The organism is Mesorhizobium sp. KR9-304 (assembly GCF_040049215.1).
GTDB lineage: Bacteria > Pseudomonadota > Alphaproteobacteria > Rhizobiales > Rhizobiaceae > Mesorhizobium_K.
This window is the reverse complement of the sequence record NZ_JBDZDN010000005.1, coordinates 36,408-57,971: the sequence shown is the minus strand read 5'-3', so window position 1 is coordinate 57,971 and position 21,564 is coordinate 36,408. Positions and strand designations below refer to the sequence as shown.

The window sequence follows — 21,564 nt, the reverse complement described above, 5'->3', positions numbered from 1 at the left end:
GCCTTCTCATTCCGACTGAAGCATCTCGATCGCGCGCCGTGCCGCAGCCGAGTCGGTGTTCACGAGTCCCATCGGACCGCAGTCGGCGGCTTCTTCTGGGGCGTAGCTGGACAGGTTCGCAGGCCGCTTGCAGGGCGCGGTCTTTTCCTTCGGGGTGCCGCAGCCGCCGACAACCAAGGTCAGCATCAAAGCGGCAACGTATCGAGATCGGCGCACCGTCATTCGTATCGCAACGCTTTGCGCGTGTTCGAAATGTCGGTGAGCTTGCGCTGGTTCTCGGCTTGCAGCGACTGCACCCCGCCATTGAGCACGCCGATCAACTCGTTGAGCGTCAGACCCGTCTGCACCTGAAGCTGTGTGTTCTGATCGATCGAGCCCTTGATGTCCTCGGCCTTGCCGATGTTTTGTCCGGCACTTTCGAGGGCCGTACGCCTGGTCTCCACCGCTTGCCGTGATCCGGTGATCAGCGCAGAAACGCCGAGCACGGTGCGCATCAGCTCCTCATAGGACTTGTCGCTGGCCAGCGAGCTGTTCTCCTTTCCGGACAGCGATTTGACCAGTTGAAGCCCATTGATGAACAGCGTCACCGCCTGGGCGACCTCGCCGCTCATCGATCCGAAGTCCGGGATGCCGTTCTGAAGCAGGTTGTCGAAGGACGGCACGGACGAAACACTGAAACCGTTGCCGATCGCGAGGTCTTTCAGCGAACCGGCTTCGCCGCCCCGGTCCCCGGTGACAGCCTCCAGAGTCTCCTTGACCGTCGTCAGGATATCCTTGTTTGTGTCGAGAATCTTCGAGGTGGTGTCGGCCGTCTCGCGCGCTACCTTGTAATTGGTCTTGTCGATCACCGGGATGTCGGCTGCTGCCGGCAAAGCCGACAGTCCACAGCCAACGAGTATTCCTAAGGAACGCTTCATGATCGCCTCCATCATTCCGGGGTGAGCTGCAGCCCGGCTTCGAGATTGATTTTCTGGACACAGGCTTTTGCCCCAGCGTCCCAGACGAGCCCCTGCCTCTCGTCACAGAAGCCGGCCACGGGCCGTGTGCCCCCTGTTTCGGTCTCCTCGTACTGACCCGATCGGTTTGCACCCGACATGTCGCTCGCCGTCATGGCGTTGCTTGAGTTGGTGAGATCGGTGAATGCCGTGCCGAGCAGGATGAGCTGATTGATCATCTCGAGATTGGCGTTGCGCGCCCCACCATTGTGATCCCAGCTGTCCTGGATCGTGCCGGTGTTCATGGCGCCCAATTGTTCGAACCACGAGGTGATGTCGCCAGAGCCTTCAGTGGTCGCCGCGGTCAAGCCCATCGCGTTCAGCGTGCTATCGCGCGCCCCTTCGAAAGCAGAACTGCCGCCGCCATAATTGAGGGGAATGCCGGATTTGTCCGAGCCGCCAAAGGCCGGCAGCCATTTTTGGGTGATGTTGGCGACATAGCCCTGCGTCTCGCGGAATGGCGGGATCCCGCCATACTTCTGCACATTGCCAGGCCCGGAATTATAGGCGGCTAGCGCCAGCGACACATCGCCGTTGAAGCGGCGCAGCTGCTGCTTGTAGTAGCGCGCGCCACCCCGCAGGTTCTGCTCGATATCGTAAGGATTGACGCCGAGGTCGCTCGCGGTGCCAGGCATGAGCTGTGCAAGGCCCAGCGCACCGGCGCCCGACTTTGCACACGGATTGAAGCGGCTCTCCTGATAGACCAAAGCGAGAAACTGGTTCTCATCGATCCCCTCTTCGCGCGCGATGCGGCGGACAAGGCCGGCAATCGTCGGATTGGCATTCGCGGCGGCGACCGGATCGTCCTTGCGCGCCGGCCGGTGGACTGAGCAGGTGACGCCCTGGTTCTGGGTGTAGCGGTCGCGATCCGCCTCATCGATATCGGTTGTTTTTCGATCGCGCGCCTCGCGCGGATCGAGCAGGGTGCCGTCGATTGTTGGAATGTCGGCAAGGGCCGGTGAGGCAAGCAAGGTGAGAAGGAGAGAAAGCCGCCGGATCATGTTGCACGCTCCCATCCGCAGAATTCCGGGAGCCACGCCGCCGGGTCCTCACCAAGACGGGCACGCAACGCCGCGCAGGCCTCGACAGTCTCCTTGCGGCCCGATAGCACCTTGACGATGTCGGGCATCGCCGAGAGATCGAGCCGTGCGATGACGGAGTCGTTCCCGTGCTTGATGAGGAAGGTCCGCCGCTCCGGCGGCGTGTTCCTGACGAAGTTGTATTCCTTGGCCGTCAGCCCGAAGCGGCGGATGTAGCTCTCCTCGTCCGCGCGCGGATTGGGGAAATGAATGTTCGTCGCCGACTGCTCAATCAGCGTGTGTGACTGCGGTGCGCGCGCAATGTCGGCGGCAGACTGCGTTCCGAAGCCGACGATCCCGTTCATCTTCCGGATCGTCTTCATCTTGTCGACGATGTAGCCGGAGAAGGTCGAGTCCTGAAGTAGCTTCCAGCCCTCGTCCATGAAGATCAGGACGGGATCGCCGGTGAGCAGCTCATCGAGCCGGTGATACAGGTACATGAGGGCCGGTGTGCGCACCTCCTGATTGTCCAGGATGTGCGTCATATCGAAGCCAAAAATGCTCCGGCCGGAAAACGTCAGCACGTCGCGTCCAGCATTGAAGAGCCAGGCCTTCTCGCCTTCGAACCACGGTCTCAGTCGCGACTGAAGATCGTTGGCGTCGGCCCGGGAACGTCCCATCAGGAGGCCGGACAGATTGGCGAGGGTGCGTTGTCCGATCGGCTCCTGGCAGATGCGGCCAATAGCTCGTTCCAGGGTATCTTCTTCCTCTTGGGCAAAGCCGCTCCCGTCAGCAGGCTGGAGCATCGCCTTGAGGAGGCGAGCCAAGAAATCGCGATTGGTCGAATTGTTCTCGAGCTGGAGCGGATTGAACCCTGTCGGAACGCCCGGTTGCAAAACCTCGTAGGCACCCCCAACGGCCCGCACAAAAATCTCGGCGCCGCGATCTTTATCGAAGAAGACGGCCTTCGGCTCCGGCCGGATGCGGAACGCCTGCGCAAGCAGGAAGGTGAGGACGACGGTCTTGCCCGAGCCCGTCGGGCCGGTGACGAGGAAGTGGCCGATGTCGCGCTGGTGGAAATTGAAATGATACGGCGTTTGCGACGTTGTCTCGAGGATGGAAATCGGCAGTCCCCAATGCACGCCGGTCGCCCGCCCTGTCGCGAAATTGTGCATGGAGGAAAGGCCAGAGAAATTGGCGCTCGACAGCATGGCGGAACGGGCGATGTAGGCATGGTTGCCGGGCAGCTGCGCCCAGAAGGAGGCCTCCATGTTGAGGTCCTCGCGCAGCCAGTTGACGTTCATGTCTGTGAGGCAGGAGCCGAGTTCGGCTACGGCCTTGTCGAGGCCAGCGAGATTGCGCGACAGGCAGAGCAGGCTGAAATGATGATAACCGAACACTGCCTCCTGATTGACGAGACTGTTGAGCGCGAAATCGATGTCGGTTTCGACCGTGCTGCCGGACTCGTCGGAGGCCCGGATCTGACGCTGCAGGCGCGAGATCCGTTCCTGGGCGATCGGCTTGTCAGCAAGGGTGAAGGATTGGGTCAGCATGAACTCATGGTTCATCTGCAGCAGTCCATCGAGCATGCCGGGCGCCGAGAAGGGCGGATACTCCTTGATGGAAAGCATCGCGCCGAAGCGGTTCTCAGCCTCGACCCGTCCCTGCGCCTGCATAGTCCGCTTGGAAAAATGCAGTCGCGAGGTTCCGACATAGTTGCGGATTGCCATCCGCGGCAACCGCATCGGCCGTGAGAGCCCGCAGGTTAGAAGCGTGTTGAAGAAGGCGCAGGGTTCCGAGTACGGCTCGCCTTTATGGTGGACGATACCGAGTGGGCGCGCGCCGTATTTCTGGAGCTCGCGAACGATGTTGCCGACGACCTCTTCGAGTTCGTTGATACGCTCGTGTAGGCGCAGCTCGACGATCTCCCGACCGGAAGATCTGTCGAGAAGCCGGGAGACGGTCTCGGCTGCGCCAAGCGCGCCGCGCATGCCGGAACGCGCGATTGTGAAATAGAGATCGTTGGTGAACATGCGCTTGGCGCGCAGTTCCGTCATGTAGCGCTTGTCGAGCAGGTCACAGAACGAATCCGAGAACGAGCCGCCGGTTTCCGGCTGAACCTGCGTGCGGACGACGGTCGACCAAAGCGAGTAGCGGCTGGAGCCGAGCGCGCGGATCATGGTGTTCTGCACACTCGCGCGCATGTTGAGCTCGGCCTGGTCCTCCGTCTGGAAGAACAGCCCGTCAAGTTTGATGACAGAGAGGATCGCGCCGCTTTCTAGCCCGATCACCGTGTCGGCGAGGTGGCGCATGTAGGGAATGTGGACGGCCATGGCACGTTCACGGCGACGCTCGCGACCAAATCCCAGCTCTTCTGTGACAACGTTCAGCATGGCTAAGGCCCATAGGAATTGGTGCGCCAGAACAGCCGGTTCCGTGTGCGGGGCGTGCGACGCCCGGCAACCTGCGCGAGGTCAAGGATGCGGATGTCGCGGCTGCAGAAGGCAAAAAGTGCGAGGTAAATGAAGGGCGCGATCAGCGCCGACCAGAAACTTGCTGTCACAAGGAACGCGATCAGCGTGACTCCCACGATGATGTAGAAGGCGTTGAGAGGGATGCCCCACATCATGGGCGGTCGCGTCAGGCCAATCACCAATGGCGTGAGCTCAGGCCTGTCGTCGGAGACGTCGTCCATCGCCTCAGTTCCCGACAGCCGAAATCATCTCGTCCACGATCGCCGGCGCGCCGAAAACCAGACCTATGCCCAGCACGACAGCGCCGGCGGTAAACCAGGACAGACGGCCGGCAAAGGCAAGGAAGCCAAGACCGATAACCGCGATGATCGCGAGCAGCCGACCGAACGGGCCGGTGATGAAGTCGACGATCATCTGCACGGCGGTCTCGAGCGGCGCGAACGCACCCGAGCTTTGTGCGAACGCGAGATCGATCGCGCCGAGATGGATCGCGGCGCACATACCGGCGATCAGCACGATCTTTCCCGGGATCGTCGGTGCTGGTTGAGATATCTGCCGCATGGCCGTGCTCTCCTGTGAATGCCGCGCTTAGAACTGCATGACCCCGGCGATCCACTGCCGACGCTTGTCCGTCATGACCACGCCGCGTTCGCTCAGCTCATCCGTCGCTGCGCGGTGCCGCCCTCTCGCTCTGTCCCGACGAGGCATCGGCAGACCAAGCTGGTGGCTCACGACCTTGGCCACGTAGCTGACGGTTTCGGGGAACGGCGGGATACCGCCATATTCGTAGATGCGATCCTCGCCCGCGTTGTAGGCGGCTATCGCCAACATCGGATTCTTGAACTCGGCCAGAAGCAGGCCGAGATAGCGGATGCCCGCGTCGATATTGCCCGTGGGCTCGCATGGATCGCTGACGCCGAAGCGGGCGGCCGTTCCCGGCATCAACTGCATGGGCCCGCGCGCACCCTTCGGCGAGTTTCGATTTCGGTCGAAATCGCTCTCGGCAGACGCAACGGCCACGGCGAGGTCCTGATCAACGTTATGCCGCCGTGCGGCATCGATCACCAGTTCACGGATCTCGTCTGACGTCAGCGGAGACGGTCCACATGCGTGAGGCTCTACAACAATATCGTTACCAATGTGATTAGAATTGTTGAGCTGATCAGCGGGCAAATCCCAGGAACCAAAAGGGACACCGTATTGGTGCGTCTCTCCGATCGGCAGTCCCGAGCCGCCGAACGATGTTGGGACGATCGCACCGGTCGGTGTCAGTGAGTATTCATCGTCACCGGTCACTTGACCTTGGCGTACCGAGGTTGCCAGACCATGAGAACCGCCCGAAGCATAGGCGAAGCGCGCAGGATCAACGAGTTTCTCACCTGCGTGTGCGATGGAATCTCCGAAGTCGGCGAACACGATCGCGAGCAAACCCACCAACCTCGTGCCAGCTCTGCAAGCCGCTTTTCGCATGCCCTCGCATCTCCTGCCTTTTTGCCGCGTTTTAGCGGCGAAGCAATTTGCTTAGAAAGAGGTGCTTGAACATGAACGCTATGTCAAGCTAGAATTCGGCAATGAGGCAAAGAGAAATAAGCAAAAGGGTAATGTCATGCGCCTGAGCCCCACGGTCGGATGGATATCGGCGGTGATGATGACGGTCTCGGCTCACGCTGCGGAGCCGGTCGACAAAGACTACGTCCGCTCGCTCGCGGCGCCGGGCAAGACGGTGCTCGTCATCGAGTACTACGACGGTCAGGGAAAAGTCGTGGACCGGAAGGGCTTCGCCTCAGCGTCAGGCTACAAGGCGATTTCTCCGACGGATTTCCGCGTCGACGAAAAGCTCTCGCTGCATCTATTTGGCATCAAGCCCTGTGACGGCGACATGGTGAACCGGCAAGAGGATTTTACCGGAAGCTGCGCCGATTTCGCACAGCGCGGCTTGGCGACCCTGCTGCAGTCACCGAAGGTCGTGTTCTGCAGGTCCTTCGTCACCGAGCAGAATGCGCCGCTCCAGGACGCCACCTGCTACGGCTACTACAATTATCCCGGTAGTCTCGATAGCGTCGATATGTTCGAGGAGCAGCTCGTCTCGCTCGGTACACATCGTATCGCGGAGAAGGCGGATGGTTCGCCCGCTCGCGTCGATCTTGTCGAGGCCGAGAAGATCGGCCGCGGCGGTTACGGCATGTGGGCCGACCCCAGGATCAAGCAGCAATGAACGCCTGGCAGGGCATTACGGGCACGTTGGTAGCTTCAGTGTTTTCTGCCAGTGTCTGCGGGGCAGCTCCCGATGGTTACTTTGACCTTCGGCCAGGCGTGACGCTCGAGACCGGCGATAGCTGGATCGAGGAAGGTCATCGCTATCGTCTCTACGGTGTCCAGACCTGCCTGCGTGGAACCACCTACACCGATCACACGGGCCACCGTCGTGATTGTGGCGATGCCTCGCTGGCGGTGCTCGCCGCCTACATCGCCGACACACATCCGATCTGCGCGCCGATTTCGACACAGGAGGATATCACCTACGTTGCCTGCTACGCGACGATCGGGACTGATCGACTGGATCTCGCCAATGTCCTGATCGCGTCGGGCTTTGCGTTCGCGGCCATGCGCGCCGATGGCCTGCCGCAGCACGCACCCTATGCAGTCGTCGAGCAAAGCGCCCGTGAAAGGCGGGCGGGGCTCTGGCAGTTCGACGACGTTCAGCATCCGGCAATCGTGCTCGGCCGTGCGCGGATGCTTGCAGGGCATGGGCAATGAGACGAACCGGAATCACCATTGCCTTTTTGCAGCTGACGGCAGCAGTGGCCTCCCCTGCCCTCTCGGCTGATTTGCTCCGTACGACCGGACCGGGAAATGCGACTGCAGGGCGATCAAACGGCGACACCATCCAAACAACCATCTCAGGCAGAGCCGCAGTCCTCGACGGCCGCACGATCTGGTTCCCTGAGGATGCCGCCAGGGTGCAACTGGCGGACATCGACAGCTGTGAGCTGCCGCAATGGTCCTACGATCCAAAGCGACACGGAAACAGTCCAATTCCCAAGCCGGTGCCGTGCGGACCGCTGGCAAAAGCCTGGCTCAAACGAACCGTCGGGTTGAAACGGATCACCTGCAAGGTCTCATTCTCGACTGCGCCGCAGGCTTTCGTTGGCGTTTGCACCGCCGGCGGCCGTGATCTCGCGGTTGAGATGCTGCGCGTCGGCTGGGCACGCGTCGCGTCCCCTTCCCCCTCCCCTTCCCGTCCCGACTATCTCGAGTGGCAGCAGCACGCCATGAGCGCACGCTACGGTATGTGGGCAACCTATGTCCTCGACATGGACGAGTGGCGCCGCAAGGCCATCGACAGAACGCTGTCACGACAGCCGATCGCAGATTTTAACCTGCTGGCCGAGCGTGAAAACGAGATCTCGCCGGCGTTTGAAGATGCCCGAACGCGACCGCGACGGACCGACCGATAGGTTCTAACAAGGAGAGTCCTCATGCGCCGTGCAATGCTGACCGCGATCCTAGCGATCGTTGCGCCTGCAGCCTCACTTTTGCCGGACCTCGACGCTCAGGCCAGCGAATGGGGGTGTGAAGTTCTGTTGTGCGCTTCCTCCTCCGACCCCTCATGGCGAGGAGTTCCCGCCTGTCATCCACCGATGAATCGACTGATCTCCGCAATGGGAAGCTGGGGCTTCACCTGGCCAACCTGCCCCGAGGCTGGAACCGGCAAGCCGGGCTACGAGCAGCACGCGGACTGCCCGGCCGGATGGTCGGTCGGATACAGCGACAACGAACACGGCGCTCGCGGCGAGCCGAACCGTTGCACCCAGGTTCGAGATACCTGCGGAAGTCGATATGGTGGCCGCCGCGACGATTGCCGTCAGACCGTCTCGATCTCTCGGCCGTTCCGCGATGAACCGTACTATTTCGACATACCAAGCGAGGATCAGATCAAACGACACTGGTTCAGTCTGGAGAGATAGCGGTACGCGTCCGTCTGGTCGTTGGAAGATCTGGACCGGCTAAATCGCCAGAGTCGCTGATCATCAAAGTTGCTCGCAGTTCTGCGTGGAACGGTGCAAGGGAAGTGGAGAGCTGTTCCTGCTGAACTCGACCGAGGCGCTCGGTCCCGGACAGCAGGATCGCCATCAAATAAAGCGTCTTGGCGCGGGCCTCGTCAACGTCGGATGGCTCGGCCGCGATGACCTCAGCGATCGCGCTTTTCGAGCGACGGCGGAGCAGGTGAGATACAATCCTCGCCGGCTGCCGCAGCCAGCCGGAAATCTGCTCGAAGGTCCGCGTTCTGGCGGATGACTGTCTATGGCGTTCGATCGTGTCCGAAAGCGGCATGATGATTGCCCTACCGTGACCAGTCGCTGTCGCCCGGCGGACGAATCCGCCTTTACGCGTCAAGCCCCTTTCCCTTCCCTTATCATCGGCCTGCCTCTTGGTTTCTTGCGATGCACGCAACTGATGAAGCCTGGTCTATTCGACCGATACGCCGTGTCGGCCCCACATTTCGGAGCCGGTGTTGGTGCTGGCCAGCAGCCACGTCGACCCTGTCGCCGGCAACCAGACGACCAAGGAACCGGCCGAAGGTGCGCCGGTCCATGATCTGAAACTCGGCCTGCTCATCCGACAGCCCGTAAAGTGCCTGTAACACTAGGGCCTTAAACATCATCCCTGCATCATAAGGTTGGCGCCCGCCCTGCGACCGATCCGGGCGGTTTTGTGCCTTGGCCAGTGGTTTGCGAAACATCTCCCACGCAACAACCATGTTCAGCCTCTCCGGCGGGTCACCGGCATCGCTCAGCCGCGCATAGCGTTCATCCACATCCCACAAAGCCGCATGTCCCTTCATTCGATCCTCTCCGTGCCGGCCAAAATCGAGTTGATAAAAGCGTTGATCAAGGACGAGAGCACGATAAGATACGAAGGCTAGCGAAGTGAAACGAAACCAGCGCCTGTAAGCCATTGATTAAGAATGGAAAAATGTTTCTCCCTCCGCAGGGAGACGAAAGTGATTTCAAAGAATTATTCAAGCGGCTGGCCGCGGCGGGTGCTGGTCGGCCACTGGGCGAGGACGGGTTTCCTGCAGGCCCATGGACGCCCGAGCTTCTGGCAGAGGCGATTTCACAGATCGATTCCAACCGGATTGGGGTCGATCTGCGAACGGTGCAGCTTTGGTTTCAAGAGAACGAGAAGGGAATTAGCACTGCCAACATTCGTTGGCTGGCGAGGGTTTTTGGGTGCGATGATCCGGTTGCAACTAGCGAATGGCAGATGGAGCTTATTGCGGCGCAATCGCGGTTAGCGGCCAAGAGACGAGAATGGAAGAGAGCCGGAAGCAGCGTTGCACAGGAGATTCCAGATACAGCACTGCCTGCGACCTTCGATGACGACACAGCGTCTCCGGCAGAGCTGAAACGGGATACTGAAGCCGAGGGGCCGAGGTGGCGTTTTAGTTTGGCGAGGAAATCGGAGGCATTTTTTAGTCACGGATCTCCCCTGAATTTACCGGCGTCGGTGTTTGCCGGCATGACCGCCCTCGGCTTTTTGTCCTACATCATTGGTATCCACAACGTCACCTACGAGCGAGCGGACGGGCTCGTTAAGCAGGTTGGATTCCTTTGGGCCGCAAATTGGACACTCGACTTTATGGTGTTCCTACCGCTGTTTTTCTTCTTCGTTATAGAGTTGCTGGTCTTCTGGAAAAGTGAGGGGCGCCGAAAGCTCGCAGCGCAGGGCGATCAGGTGGAAAGCGACGACGCTTGGTTGCGCAACGTTGACGCTTCCTCGTACACATATTGGTCGGTTTTTTTGATTTGCTTGCTGTTCGCGGGTCTTTTTCAATGGATCGGCGTGTCCTTGATCCCGTTGATGAAGGGCGGTGGCAACTATGCCATGGATTGGGGAAAAATAGCTCTTGTGCGTCCTGAGGTCATATCTGTCCCCGCAACAGTCGTTTTTACAGGGCTAGCTTACCTATACATGTGCCTGGTGTTTTATCTTTTCTTCGTAGGTCTCATTTTGCTCTATTCGATTGTTCATGATCTTTGGAGAATTGGAGACGGATTTAAGAAGCTGCCGCATGTTGATCATCAGCAGGAACTCAGTGAAGCCGGCCTCACAGTGATGCGTGGGGTTTTTCGGTGTACTATTTTGGGGGTTCTGGTCGCCATATGGATGAAGGTCCAAAGCTCTTATCTTGCATCCAGTGGTGAGAATATTGTGGCGTGGTTGGTCGACGATATGTCTTCGATGTTCAAAGGTCGCGAGGATGTGAGCACCGGGTTCCGCTATCGTATGCCGACGCATTACAGCAGCCTTCTTATCGTAATTTCGACCTGTTTTGTATTTCTGTATGGCTCCATCCGATTAGGTGACGGAGGTCGATTTCATGCGCCTTTGTGGAAGATGTCGGCGGTCGTGGCGTTACTTGTTGTCAGCTACTTGTTGATCGACGCGTTTGCCGGCTTTTCCACCCTTCTGGCCATTTCAGTGCTAGTCGCACTATACGGCCTGTTCGATCCAGGATTAGGCCGCTGGCGAGCGAGCGAGTTAGGAAACAATCAGAGTGTTTCATAGTTGGCTCGATCGTTGGGACGAGCGCCGGGCCCTTCGCGGAGAAGAAGGGAAGAATCCAGCGGATTTCGTCCTTGACGCAGAACGCGCCTTTCCAGGTGCGAAGGAGATAACAAGTATCGAGGAATTCTGTGCACTTGCGAACCAAGCCGTTGCTGATCCAGCCTTTTTCGATGAGCCGACTATGAGCGATCAGGGGTTTGAAAAGAAGGATGGGTGGCTCAAATTTCCATCAGACATTTCTACTGACGTCGCAGAGAACAACATTGTCTGGACGAAAATCACGGAAAGCGGGTCGTTCGATCAGGCAATGGTGATTTTTCACCATTGGAATGCAGCCGCCCGGAATCGTCCGATTGCCAGCTTTTTCTCGCAGCGTGGCATCACGGTTGTCGAGATGGCTATGCCTTACCATTTCGAGCGCAGCCGTCCTGGCTCGGCGTACGCCGACTATATGCTTAGCGCTAATCTCGGTCGAACGATCCAATCTGTAAGGCAGGCGGTATTGGATGGGCGCAAACTCATACGTTGGATGAAAAGCGAAGGCTATAGAGAGATTTCCGTGCTCGGAATGAGCTTAGGCTCCTGGGTTGCGGCTATGGTCGCGGCGCACGACTTGGCGGTCTCAAAGGCCTCGTTGTTTCTGACGGCGGGCAATTTGGCGGATATGGTTTGGACGGGTCGGGCGACACGATCGATACGCGAAAGCCTTGATTCTGCGATCGATCTGGCCGATCTCAGAACCGCGTGGATCCCCCTTAACTTGGAGAATTACGCACAAAAGTTGGTACGGGCCGATCTCGATCTACACGTCGTGTTGGCTAAGAGAGACAGGGTGGTTTTGCCCGAACTATCACAGAGGTTCATGCAAAGGCTGAGAGAGGCCGGCGCTCAGCCAAAAATTCTGGAATTAAACTGTGGCCACTATTCACTCGCCGTTCCGCCCTACATTTTGTTGGCTGGTTTGAGCTTGAAGCGGTTTCTGTCGAGATCTGACGAATTGGCCCAGCGAGCGTGAAATACATCCGTGCGATGCACGACCGCTGCAGACACAGATATATAGAAGCCCTTGTTGCAAAGATTGCGTTTTGCCGGGGAGGCTCAGCGTTCTCCAGTGATGACCATCGGGGCCGCCTGCCCTTCAAGATATTGAGCGAGCACAGCTGCGACCTTCGCAAGCGCGCTCGGCACAATACCAAAAAGCGCGTTTCACGATCCGCTTCGCCACGCATGTCATCGGTCAGGTTGAAGTTCGCAGCCTGGCCCCTTGCGTAGAGCCGCACCTCGGAGCCCTCGGTTCGGTAGCCGCGCGGATCGGGCGTTGGCGAACCAGTGAAACTCGTCGTCTCGCCGATGCGGTAATACGAAAGCCGAATCGCGGGTTCAACACTCGCACGCTCCGCCGAACAGTCGAAGAGTTGCGCGCAATCGCATGCACGACCTCCTCTCGCGTTGAATATGGCCTCTGATGCCGGCCACGGCGACCGTGCGGCCTATCTGCTCCGCCTCGCCGATACGCGTCATCGGCCAACCCGCTCGATTCAGGATGCGCTCGAAGCGCAGGTCTGTGACGGTGACGATCTCGAAGTCGCGATCGACCATCGATGATCGCCGCGAACGGGGTCAGCGTGGCATCATTAGCGCTCCCCTTCCCTGCCCTCGCCACGCGGCGTGGCGACGCAGAAACGCCAACTCTCGACCCGACCCAGTATGGGCTTCGAGCCGCCCAGCCGCCAGCAGCTGTGGAAACGTCCTCGTCAGCATGGTCGGTTCTGTCGCCACAGCGAGAATGGCCTTACAATCTGGGTCGCGCCAGCAGGATGCCGGCGACGAGCCCGTTCTGCGGCAGCTCACGATGTTCAATTGGCGGCGATCGCTTCGCGGATCGTCGCCGCCTGCGCCAACGTCCTGATCCCATCGCGTACATAATCCTCGAGCGGAATGAGCCGAGAAGCCCGCCTGTGAATAGTGAAGCTTGGCGCAGCAACTACGGGCGGCAACAGGCCTTCGAACCGGTGTCCCCTAATCGGAACTCACCCGAGATGGATAGGCTGCTCGTTGTGCGCTTCCGTCTGCAAGGTGCGGGCGACGCTGCCGATGATGATTCGGCGGCGCCGGCTTCAAGATTCGCCAGCACCTCCATGCCCCGCCCCAACCGTCGACGAAGAGGCGACCATCCGGATAGAGCATGATCGTCGACGATGGAAGCATCATCGAGGGCTTGGCAGATTGGCTCGCCCAGCACATCGCGCAACCCGCGGATCACAAGACCATGAGACGCCTTGACGCTCGTTAGAGCTCCGCCTCGTCGCGCTCGATCCGCCTGCGGCTCTGCCGCGACCTGCCCGTTTGCACGCCTGCACGCCATTTGCATCCTGCTTCGTCGATTCGCCGAAGAGATCGGAGCGGCGCGAGCCGGGTCACCCCGGCGTTTCTGCCGGGGTGACGGCGCGAGGTGAGTCGGGTCTCCTTCGGTAGGTAGTCGTGTCCCGCGGCTCAGCGAGCGTGCGCGAGGTTTGCGGATTGTCATCTGACAATTCGCGGAAAGCCTCAATAAAACAATCGTCTATAGGAAAACGAACGCGTCGTTAGGAATCCGTTAACCCAATATTCCTTGACCGATAGGTGGGAGTCAGATCAATTTGCGCAAATTTACACGATTGGCTCAGTTTTGCGACTTTCACGATGAACCCCACCCCAGCCGCCCATTCGCGACCAAAAGGTGCCCAGGCGTTTGATGAAACGATCTGGGAAGATTCTCAGGCCTTGGGCTCTCAGCTCCAAGTCTTGCGCGAGCGCCTGTTCCCGCCAGAAGCCAAGAAGGAACTCCGTTCGTTCTCGACGGCCGAAACCGCAAAACTGATCGGCGTCACCGAAAGCTATATCAGAAATCTGGCAACGGACGAAGCTGGCCCGATCCCGGAGAAGGCGCATACCGGGCGGCGCCGCTACACGCTCGAACAGGTCCACGCACTGCGGCAGCACCTGACGAAGGGCAAGACATCCTATGTGCCATGGCGCAAGGATGGCGAGCACCTTCAGGTTATCGCGGTAACCAATTTCAAGGGTGGCTCTGGCAAGACCACGACCGCGACACATCTCGCGCAATATCTGGCCCTTCACGGCCACCGCGTCCTGGCCGTCGACCTCGACCCGCAGGCATCTATGTCCGCCCTGTTCGGCTATCAGCCCGAATTCGACGTTGCCGACAATCAGACGCTCTATGGCGCGATCCGTTACGATGAGGAGCGCCGGCCGCTCGCCGAGATCGTGCGCAAGACATATTTCACGGGCCTTGATCTCGTGCCCGGCAATCTCGAGCTGCACGAATTTGAGCACGACACGCCCCGCATTCTGTCGAGCGGCGAGCACGATGACGATGGGCTGTTCTTTATGCGGGTCGCCAAAGCGTTGCACAGTGTGGCGGACGATTACGACGTGGTGGTCATCGATTGTCCGCCGCAGCTAGGCTTTCTGACCATGTCGGCGCTGTGCGCTGCAAGCGCCGTGCTGATCACCGTGCACCCGCAAATGCTCGACGTCGCCTCGATGAACCAGTTTCTGGCCATGACGTCGCAATTGTTGGCGGTGGTGCGCGATAATGGCGGCAACCTCGACTATGACTGGATGCGCTATCTGGTAACGCGGCATGAGCCCAACGACGGTCCTCAGAACCAGATCGTGGCCTTCCTGCGCAATTTGTTCGGCGAGCGGGTGCTCACGCCGATGATGGTGAAATCGACGGCTATTTCCGACGCCGGTCTGTCAAAACAGACGGTTTATGAAGCCCCGCGCGAGTCGATGCACCGGCAGACCTACGATCGCGCTCTGGAGTCGATGGACGCCGTGAATGGCGACATTGAGAAGTTGATCCTGCAGGCTTGGGGAAGGGCGGCCAAATGAAGAAACCTGATGGAAGGGGCAGGGACATCCTTCAGGGCCTCGTGGCTGCCGGCAAGCCAGGCCGTCCGACCGACGGGTCGCTGCCGCAAGCGCGGCCGTCGGGCGCGGTCAAGGCGATGAGCTTGGGCCTTGACCGCCTTTCGGCAGAAGCGGCCCAGGCGAAAGCCTTGCGCGAAGAGCTTGCAAACCGCGAGACGACGCAGGAAATCGATCCGGATCTGTTCAGTCCCTCCATTGTCTCGGACCGGATTCCGTCGACGAGCGACAGCCGCTTTCAGGAGCTGAAGGCGGCGATTGCAGAGAACGGTCAGCAGATTCCGATCATCGCCCGTCCGCACCCGTCCAAAGAGGGGCGCTTCCAGATCGCCGCGGGACACCGCCGCTGGCGTGTGGCGCAAGAGCTCGGACGAAACGTCAAAGCGATCATCCGCAAGCTCACCGACCAGGAAGTGGTCATCCTGCAGGGTCAGGAGAACGGGCCACGCGAGGATCTAACCTTCATCGAGCGGGCGCGGTTCGCCATGCAGATGGAGAGCCACGGCTTCGACCGCGATACCCTGTCAGCTGCCCTCAGCGTCGACAAGCCCGAGATTTCGCGGCTTCTGACGGTAGCGCAGGCAATCGGTGAGGATCTGATCGTGGCGATCGGGCCAGCCCCGAAGGTGGGCCGCCCCAGATGGCTTCAACTCGTCAAGGGACTCGAACAGACCGGCGCACATGACGCGCTGAACGAGCTGCGGGCGTCCTCGGACTTCGGGAGTGCCGATAGCGATCAGCGCTTTGCGCTCGCTCTGCAGGCCGTCGGTCCGACCAAGGGCACGGCCAAGCGCCGGCCCGTATCGTCGGACCGTGTTGCCTGGGTCGAGAAGAAAGGCGGCAACATTCGCCTAGTCTCGGACAATGCCAGTTTCGCAAGTTTTCTCCGGCGCCGCTTCCCTGCGCTCCTTGAGGAGTTCAAGGGCAGCCCTGAAGCCAACTCGAAAAAGACGTCGAAAGGAGCAACGCACTGAAAAATAGACGCTTTCAAGGAAATTGTCAGCTGACAATTTCTGACTAGCAAACGGCAGAAAGAAACCCGGGCAAAGAAAAAGGCCCCCGAAACGACATTCCGGAAGCCCTTCTCAGGTCTGGTAAACACGAGAATCGCACTTCCTGGAATCACAGTCAAGGCCCTCGGGCCGTGAGCGTCGATTCGGCGAGCGGATTTCTATTGCCTAGCGATAGGTGAAGAAAGATGCACACGCATAACGCAACGACGCCCTTTGGGCGGCGGCCGATGACGCTCGGCATGATCTCAAGCCAAGTCACCGCAAGGGCAGTGCCGAAGGACGCGACCGTCCATAAATGGCACGTCTTTCAAGATATCAAGGACGCCAGGATCACTCTGGGCGCCACTGATCGCGCTTTGGCTATTCTCGACGCGCTGTTGTCGTTCCATCCGGACATGGCGCTTTCTGGCGACAGCGAGTTGATCGTCTGGCCATCCAACGAGCAGCTTACCCGCCGCGCCAACGGAATGCCTCCGACGACCTTACGGCGACACCTAGCCGTCTTGGTCGAATGCGGATTGATCATCCGTCGAGACAGCCCGAACGGCAAGCGCTTCGCCCGAAAAGGGCAGGGGGGCGAGATCGAGCAAGCCTATGGCTTCGATATCTCGCCGATCGTCGCGCGCGCCGAGGAGTTCAAGGACCTTGCGGAAGCGGTGAGATCTGAGAAGAAGGCCTTTCGCCTCGTCAAGGAGCGGCTAACCATTTGCCGGCGCGACGTCGTCAAGATGATCGACGCTGGGATTGAGGAAGGCGTACCAGCGAACTGGGGCAGGGTCCAGCAGGCCTACCAGGCGATTGTCGGCCAGATACCACGCACCGCACCCCGCCAGACGCTCGAGGCGATTGCCGAGGAGCTTGAAGGCCTTTGGGCTGAAGTGCGTGAGGCGTTGGAATCATTTGTAAAAACGCAGAAAATGGACGCCAATGAGTCCCGAGATGGACGCCACATACAGAATTCAAAACCAGACTCTAAGTTTGAATCTGAAAGCGGCTTAGGAAATAAAGATGAAGCGGGCGCCAACGTTGCGGACACCGACAACGTACAAAGCTTGCCAAAGCGTGAGCTACCGTTGGGAATCGTGCTGGATGCCTGCCCGAACATGCTTTGGCTGGTGAAGGGCGGCGGCGGAATCCGTAACTGGCGTGAATTTCTGGCCGCGGCCGAGGTTGCCCGGCCGGCCATGGGCATTAGCCCGAGCGCCTGGGAGGAAGCGCGAACGGCAATGGGTGAGCAACAGGCGGGGATTACCATTGCCGCGATCTACCAGCGGCAGGACCAGATCAACAGTGCCGGCGGCTATTTGCGCAGCCTGACGGACCGGGCAAAGGCTGGAAAGTTCTCGGTCTGGCCGATGGTGATGGCCTTGTTGCGGGCCAAGCTTGACGCGTCGAAGACGACCGGAAACGGAGCTGAAGCCGCGGCCGTCGAATTGGAGACGGCCGGCAAGGTTGTGCGCACCGAGTCCCGGCTGGAAATCAGCGATGCGTTGCGCCGCAGCCTCGACAGACCGGGGCGCGGATCATGATCAGCCGGGCGGGTTTCGATTCGCACTTTGGGACATGGACGGTCGCTGCAGCGCTTGTCGGGGCGACCGACTTATGAGAGCATCGAGGGCATGAAAAACGAACACGACCGGGTACCGATGCCCGATGAAGCCGCCGGAATGGTATGGTGGAACTCACTTGCCGAATCCGATCGTGCGACTTGGCTGGCGCGGGCCGACAGCGCGGTTCCAGCTGATGCCTGGGCCGCCTACAAGCGGCTTGGAGATGGTGAGCGTCTGCCACGGACCGTAAACTGAGGACTGTTCTGCAGCGAGGAAGACGTCCACGTATTTCGGTCAGCTCGCAGGTGGTTCGGCGACGAGACCAAGCCGGCGGGCTCGATCGAGCAGGTTCTTGACTGATGAGGCCGACCATTTTGCGCTCCCTCGTGGGGTTCGCTCATGCAGGCGCTCGAGCTGGCCGGCGATGTCGCGTAGCGATAAGTCTGGGTTGGACTGCGAAATCCCTGCCACGAGGGTCATCAGGCGATCTTCGGGAGGCTGCGGAGACGCCCGCTTCAGTAACGTGGAATCGGCCAGGCGCTCGGTAACGAGCCACCTCACTGCCCGCCGCAGTCGTTCAGGCGTCCAGTTGAGGCCGCGCTGCTTCAGGACCCGAGCAACATCGTCCCAGTTGTGGTCTGGTCGCATCCGACGGACCGTCGGAAGCCACTGGTTCATTGTTGATTGTAGCCGTCGGCCATAGGCTGCCTTTTGCACCGCGGTCATCTTCGCCAGGGCTTCGGGCTTGCGCTCCCGGATACCAGGATTGCCCGGCAGCCGCCCCTTCGATCTTGCAGCGATGATGCCGGCCTTGGTCCGCTCCGAAATCAGCGCACGCTCGAGCTGGGCAACGGCGCCGAGTACCTGTAGCGAGAACATACCCTGTGGCGTCGACGTGTCGATCGGATCTCGGAGAGATCGGAAATGCGCGCCCTTGTCGGTCAAATCCTCGATCACCTGAAGAAGATGGCTGACCGAGCGCGCAAGGCGATCGAGACGCACAACGACCAGGACATCGCCGGCGCCGATGTCGCTGATCAACCGCAATAGGGCAGGGCGGGCTCTCGACGCCCCAGATCCATGTTCCTGAACGACGACGTCGCAGCCGGCCGATCGCAGCTCGATTTCCTGCGCTTCCGTCGCTTGTTCGTCCGTCGACACGCGCGCGTAGCCGATTTGCCGACCCTGTGGTCGACCGGGCCTTCGAAATTGCGCTTCACGGGCCATTTGCGGCGTCTCTCTGTCAGTTGTCAAAGTTAGCTTCAATGCGGAACTTGGAAAATCAATACGTTAGCGATAGCCATGGTCACCCACGCCGACCACTGATTCCCCATAGTTGTCTTCACTATGTAGCACAAATTGCCCATACTTACCTTCAATGTCCGCGATTCGACGTGCGGCTTGAGAAGCGCTTTGGGAGAGATGGAAGAAGATCCTGATCCGATTGCCGAACGCGGTACGCTTGGGCTGTCCGAAGAGGCACGGCAAGAGGCGCAGCGCCGCTATCCCGTGATAGCGCCCCTGGCGGCTCAGGAATTGGTCTCGGCCATTGATGCGCGAGCCGCCGCCGATCTTCTGGGGATCAGCTCACGAACGATATACGCTCTGATCGCTCGGTTCCGGGCCTCGGGTGGATTAATGAGTTCGCTGGCTCCGGGAAAACCATCCGGTGGTCGAGGTAGATCGAGAATGCCGGCGCGCGTCGACGACATTGTCACCGCCGCCATCTACGACACCTACCTGACGCGGCAGAAGCGCCGGATCATACGGCTCGTCGAAGAGATTCAACTCCGCTGCAAAAAGGCCGGATTGGTTGCTCCATCGGCTAAAACGATCCGCCGCCGTCTTGAGACTATTCGAGCTGAAGAGGTGGCACGTCGTCGTGAGGGCCCGCGCAGCAGCTCAGCAAGGAGGCTGACGTCAGCTGCGGGCCATGGGCCGATATCGAACCGACCACTCGACATCGTCCAGATTGATCATACACCGGTCGACATCATCCTGGTGGACGAAATCAGCCGAATGCCCGTCGGACGGCCGTGGCTGACGGTGGCGATCGACGTCTATAGCCGCTGCATCACCGGCTTTCTGGTATCGTTCGAGGCGCCGTCTGCAACGAGTGTTGGTCTCTGCCTTGCCCACACTGGCGTTGACAAGAGAGCCTATCTCGACGGCCTTGGTCTGGACACGGAGTGGCCGATCGCAGGTGTGCCGCGGCTCCTGCATCTCGACAACGCAGCGGAATTTCATGGCGAGGCGCTTGCGCGTGGTTGCCAGCAGCATGGGATTGACCTCGAGTATCGCCCGAAGGGCCAACCGCATTTCGGCGGCGTGATCGAGCGCCTGATCGGTACACTGATGGGCTTGATCCACGACTTGCCGGGCACGACGTTTTCAAATCCGGCCGAACGCGGGACCTATGACAGCGACGCGGCAGCAGTTCTGACCCTGTCCGAGCTCGAGCACTGGTTGGCTCTGGCGATCACCGGTCGATACCATCACGAGGTTCACGAAGGAATCATGGAGCCGCCGCTCGTGCGGTGGAAGTGCGGTATTACCGAACATGGAGACCCACGAGCAGTCAGCAATGGGCGGGAATTTCTGGTCGACTTCCTGCCTGTTGTCCGCCGAACGATCCAGCGGGACGGGCTTACGCTCGACCACATCACCTACTATTCCGACGTTCTGCGCCCGTGGATCGCGAACCGGGACCGACACCGATCCTTCTTGATCCGCCGGGATCCCCGCGACCTGTCGCAGATTTTCGTGCTCGAGCCGGATGGACGAAGCTACGTGACGGTGCCCTGCCGGCGTCTGGAGCGCCCCGGAATCTCGCTCTTTGAGCATCGGCAGGCCGTTCGAACGATCAAGGCTGGTGGCCGGGCTCACGTCGATGAAGAGCTTATCTTCAGGACAGTGGAACAGCAGCGCGGTCTGGTGAAGGCCGCGGCACGGAAATCTAGATCGGCCCGGCGTCAGTTGGTGCGCCAAAATCCACCTACTGAAACGCCGGTGGATCGTGTGGTTGCCATGCCGACGATCGAAAATGAGCGCGACGATGATCATGCTCCTGTCTCGCCGCCCTTTCCGGTGGAAAGGTGGTGACAGTGGATATCAGCCACCTTGCCCCCGATCTGCGAACAGTCGCGGCAGCAGATGACGCCCAAAGGATTGCCTTCATCCGTGGGCAGTGGTGGATTGGCTATCCGCAGGCACAAGCCGCACTCGATCTTCTTCGCACGGCCATGGAAAACGAGCCTGGCCGCGTTCGACCGCAATGTTTTCTCCTGTTGGGACAGACCAACAACGGAAAATCGATGATCGTCGAAAAGTTTCGACGGGACCACACGCCGCCTGCATTGCCCGACCGTGACGAGGAAAATATCCCTGTTGTTGTGGTGCAGATGCTTACCGATCCGGGCGTTGCGCGGTTCTACCAGCATCTTCTGGAGGTCCTGGGGGCGCCGGTCCGGAGAACTGCACGGAAGCATGATCTCGAAGCGCAGGCGTTGTCTATCCTCAAGAGGGTAGGCGCCAAGGTTCTCATCATCGACGAGTTGCACAACATTCTGGCCGGTTCGTCGTCGGCGCAGCGGGAATTCCTCAATCTGCTGCGGTTCCTCGGCAATGAATTGCGGATCCCGGTTATGGGGGCCGGCACACGGGACGCCTATCTTGCCATACGCACCGATCCGCAGCTTGAGAACCGGTTCCATCCGATCATCCTGCCGGTATGGGATGAGGGTGACGAGCTTAGCCGACTTATTCAGAGCTTCGTGGCGACGTTCCCGCTCAGAAAACCCTCATTGCTCAACTCGGTAGACCTACAGCGCTGGATTTTGGCTCGCACCGGTGGGACGATCGGCGAAATCGCGGCTCTGCTGCGTTCGGCCGCTGTCGCTGCGGTGGAAAGTGGAGAGGAAGCAATCAATCAGCGGTCACTCCAACTGATGAAATATCACGGTCCGGCAGAGCGGCGACGTCTTACTGAGAAGCTTCTGGCCTGA

General features: G+C 59.9%; 22 protein-coding genes. 11 read left to right on the top strand and 11 right to left on the bottom strand.

Going from position 1 to position 21,564, the window contains the following annotated elements; translation table 11 throughout:
• Window positions 1–6: 6 nt before the first annotated feature.
• Genes ABLE71_RS22120 through ABLE71_RS22090 form a run of 7 tightly spaced genes read right to left on the bottom strand, consistent with a single transcriptional unit; the run spans window position 7 to window position 5,916 of the window.
• Window positions 7–222, bottom strand: coding sequence for a hypothetical protein (locus ABLE71_RS22120; protein ID WP_348785655.1), 216 nt, complete (start codon window positions 220–222; stop codon window positions 7–9).
• Window positions 219–917 carry a type IV secretion system protein gene (locus tag ABLE71_RS22115; RefSeq protein WP_348785654.1) on the bottom strand — a complete coding sequence of 233 codons (699 nt, stop codon included), beginning with the start codon at window positions 915–917 and terminating at the stop codon, window positions 219–221. The genes ABLE71_RS22120 and ABLE71_RS22115 overlap by 4 nt, the downstream gene beginning before the upstream one ends.
• 11 nt (window positions 918–928) lie before the next feature.
• Window positions 929–1,996 carry a lytic transglycosylase domain-containing protein gene (locus ABLE71_RS22110; protein WP_348785653.1) on the bottom strand — a complete coding sequence of 356 codons (1,068 nt, stop codon included), beginning with the start codon at window positions 1,994–1,996 and terminating at the stop codon, window positions 929–931.
• Window positions 1,993–4,407, bottom strand: a complete 2,415-nt coding sequence (locus ABLE71_RS22105) for a VirB4 family type IV secretion/conjugal transfer ATPase (RefSeq protein ID WP_348785652.1) — start codon at window positions 4,405–4,407, stop codon at window positions 1,993–1,995. Before ABLE71_RS22105 ends, ABLE71_RS22110 begins: the two co-directional genes overlap by 4 nt.
• 2 nt (window positions 4,408–4,409) lie before the next feature.
• A complete protein-coding gene (locus tag ABLE71_RS22100; protein ID WP_348785651.1) occupies window positions 4,410–4,709 on the bottom strand; it encodes a VirB3 family type IV secretion system protein in 300 nt (99 codons plus the stop codon).
• 4 nt (window positions 4,710–4,713) lie between these two features.
• Window positions 4,714–5,049, bottom strand: a complete 336-nt coding sequence (locus tag ABLE71_RS22095) for a TrbC/VirB2 family protein (protein WP_348785650.1) — start codon at window positions 5,047–5,049, stop codon at window positions 4,714–4,716.
• A 27-nt stretch (window positions 5,050–5,076) separates the two neighbouring features.
• Window positions 5,077–5,916 (bottom strand): lytic transglycosylase domain-containing protein, encoded by an 840-nt coding sequence (locus tag ABLE71_RS22090; RefSeq protein ID WP_348785649.1) that lies wholly within the window; start codon window positions 5,914–5,916, stop codon window positions 5,077–5,079.
• A gap of 217 nt (window positions 5,917–6,133) precedes the next feature.
• On the opposite strand from ABLE71_RS22090, the gene ABLE71_RS22085 reads away from it, so the two are divergent.
• The 4 genes from ABLE71_RS22085 to ABLE71_RS22070 are packed head-to-tail and all read left to right on the top strand — an operon-like array spanning window position 6,134 to window position 8,456.
• Window positions 6,134–6,703 carry a hypothetical protein gene (locus tag ABLE71_RS22085; protein ID WP_348785842.1) on the top strand — a complete coding sequence of 190 codons (570 nt, stop codon included), beginning with the start codon at window positions 6,134–6,136 and terminating at the stop codon, window positions 6,701–6,703.
• Window positions 6,700–7,245 (top strand): thermonuclease family protein, encoded by a 546-nt coding sequence (locus ABLE71_RS22080; RefSeq protein ID WP_348785648.1) that lies wholly within the window; start codon window positions 6,700–6,702, stop codon window positions 7,243–7,245. Before ABLE71_RS22085 ends, ABLE71_RS22080 begins: the two co-directional genes overlap by 4 nt.
• Window positions 7,242–7,946, top strand: coding sequence for a thermonuclease family protein (locus ABLE71_RS22075; RefSeq protein WP_348785647.1), 705 nt, complete (start codon window positions 7,242–7,244; stop codon window positions 7,944–7,946). Before ABLE71_RS22080 ends, ABLE71_RS22075 begins: the two co-directional genes overlap by 4 nt.
• A 21-nt stretch (window positions 7,947–7,967) precedes the next feature.
• Window positions 7,968–8,456, top strand: coding sequence for a hypothetical protein (locus ABLE71_RS22070; RefSeq protein ID WP_348785646.1), 489 nt, complete (start codon window positions 7,968–7,970; stop codon window positions 8,454–8,456).
• On the opposite strand, the gene ABLE71_RS22065 is transcribed toward ABLE71_RS22070, so the two are convergent.
• Both ABLE71_RS22065 and ABLE71_RS22060 read right to left on the bottom strand, forming a co-directional pair.
• A complete protein-coding gene (locus ABLE71_RS22065; protein WP_348785645.1) occupies window positions 8,440–8,823 on the bottom strand; it encodes a hypothetical protein in 384 nt (127 codons plus the stop codon). The genes ABLE71_RS22070 and ABLE71_RS22065 overlap by 17 nt on opposite strands.
• 82 nt (window positions 8,824–8,905) lie before the next feature.
• Window positions 8,906–9,334, bottom strand: a complete 429-nt coding sequence (locus ABLE71_RS22060; RefSeq protein ID WP_348785644.1) for a transposase — start codon at window positions 9,332–9,334, stop codon at window positions 8,906–8,908.
• A 113-nt stretch (window positions 9,335–9,447) separates the two neighbouring features.
• Here ABLE71_RS22060 and ABLE71_RS22055 point away from each other — a divergent pair, with 113 nt between their 5' ends.
• Both ABLE71_RS22055 and ABLE71_RS22050 read left to right on the top strand, forming a co-directional pair.
• On the top strand, window positions 9,448–11,061 hold the full coding sequence (locus ABLE71_RS22055; protein ID WP_348785643.1) for a hypothetical protein: 1,614 nt from the start codon (window positions 9,448–9,450) through the stop codon (window positions 11,059–11,061).
• Entirely contained in the window at window positions 11,051–12,076 is a 1,026-nt protein-coding gene (locus ABLE71_RS22050) for a dienelactone hydrolase-related enzyme (RefSeq protein ID WP_348785642.1), read from the top strand. The genes ABLE71_RS22055 and ABLE71_RS22050 overlap by 11 nt, the downstream gene beginning before the upstream one ends.
• A gap of 365 nt (window positions 12,077–12,441) precedes the next feature.
• Here the strand turns inward: ABLE71_RS22050 and ABLE71_RS22045 are convergent, their stop codons facing one another.
• On the bottom strand, window positions 12,442–12,660 hold the full coding sequence (locus ABLE71_RS22045) for an acyl-homoserine-lactone synthase (RefSeq protein WP_348785641.1): 219 nt from the start codon (window positions 12,658–12,660) through the stop codon (window positions 12,442–12,444).
• Window positions 12,661–13,743: 1,083 nt separating this feature from the next.
• Here ABLE71_RS22045 and repA point away from each other — a divergent pair.
• From repA to repC, 3 genes are all read left to right on the top strand, one after another.
• The gene (gene repA / locus ABLE71_RS22040; RefSeq protein WP_348785640.1) at window positions 13,744–14,961 is read left to right on the top strand and encodes a plasmid partitioning protein RepA; all 1,218 of its coding nucleotides are present in this window, start codon (window positions 13,744–13,746) and stop codon (window positions 14,959–14,961) included.
• Window positions 14,958–15,971: a plasmid partitioning protein RepB gene (gene repB / locus ABLE71_RS22035; protein WP_348785639.1), complete on the top strand. Its 1,014-nt coding sequence runs from the start codon at window positions 14,958–14,960 to the stop codon at window positions 15,969–15,971. Before repA ends, repB begins: the two co-directional genes overlap by 4 nt.
• A 224-nt stretch (window positions 15,972–16,195) precedes the next feature.
• Window positions 16,196–17,539, top strand: a complete 1,344-nt coding sequence (repC, locus tag ABLE71_RS22030) for a plasmid replication protein RepC (protein WP_348785638.1) — start codon at window positions 16,196–16,198, stop codon at window positions 17,537–17,539.
• Window positions 17,540–17,854: 315 nt separating this feature from the next.
• Here the strand turns inward: repC and ABLE71_RS22025 are convergent, their stop codons facing one another.
• Complete coding sequence (locus ABLE71_RS22025; protein ID WP_348785637.1) at window positions 17,855–18,787, bottom strand: recombinase family protein; 933 nt, start codon at window positions 18,785–18,787, stop codon at window positions 17,855–17,857.
• A 195-nt stretch (window positions 18,788–18,982) separates the two neighbouring features.
• Here ABLE71_RS22025 and ABLE71_RS22020 point away from each other — a divergent pair, with 195 nt between their 5' ends.
• The gene (locus ABLE71_RS22020; protein WP_348785636.1) at window positions 18,983–20,662 is read left to right on the top strand and encodes a Mu transposase C-terminal domain-containing protein; all 1,680 of its coding nucleotides are present in this window, start codon (window positions 18,983–18,985) and stop codon (window positions 20,660–20,662) included.
• Window positions 20,659–21,564: a TniB family NTP-binding protein gene (locus tag ABLE71_RS22015; RefSeq protein ID WP_348785635.1), complete on the top strand. Its 906-nt coding sequence runs from the start codon at window positions 20,659–20,661 to the stop codon at window positions 21,562–21,564. The genes ABLE71_RS22020 and ABLE71_RS22015 overlap by 4 nt, the downstream gene beginning before the upstream one ends.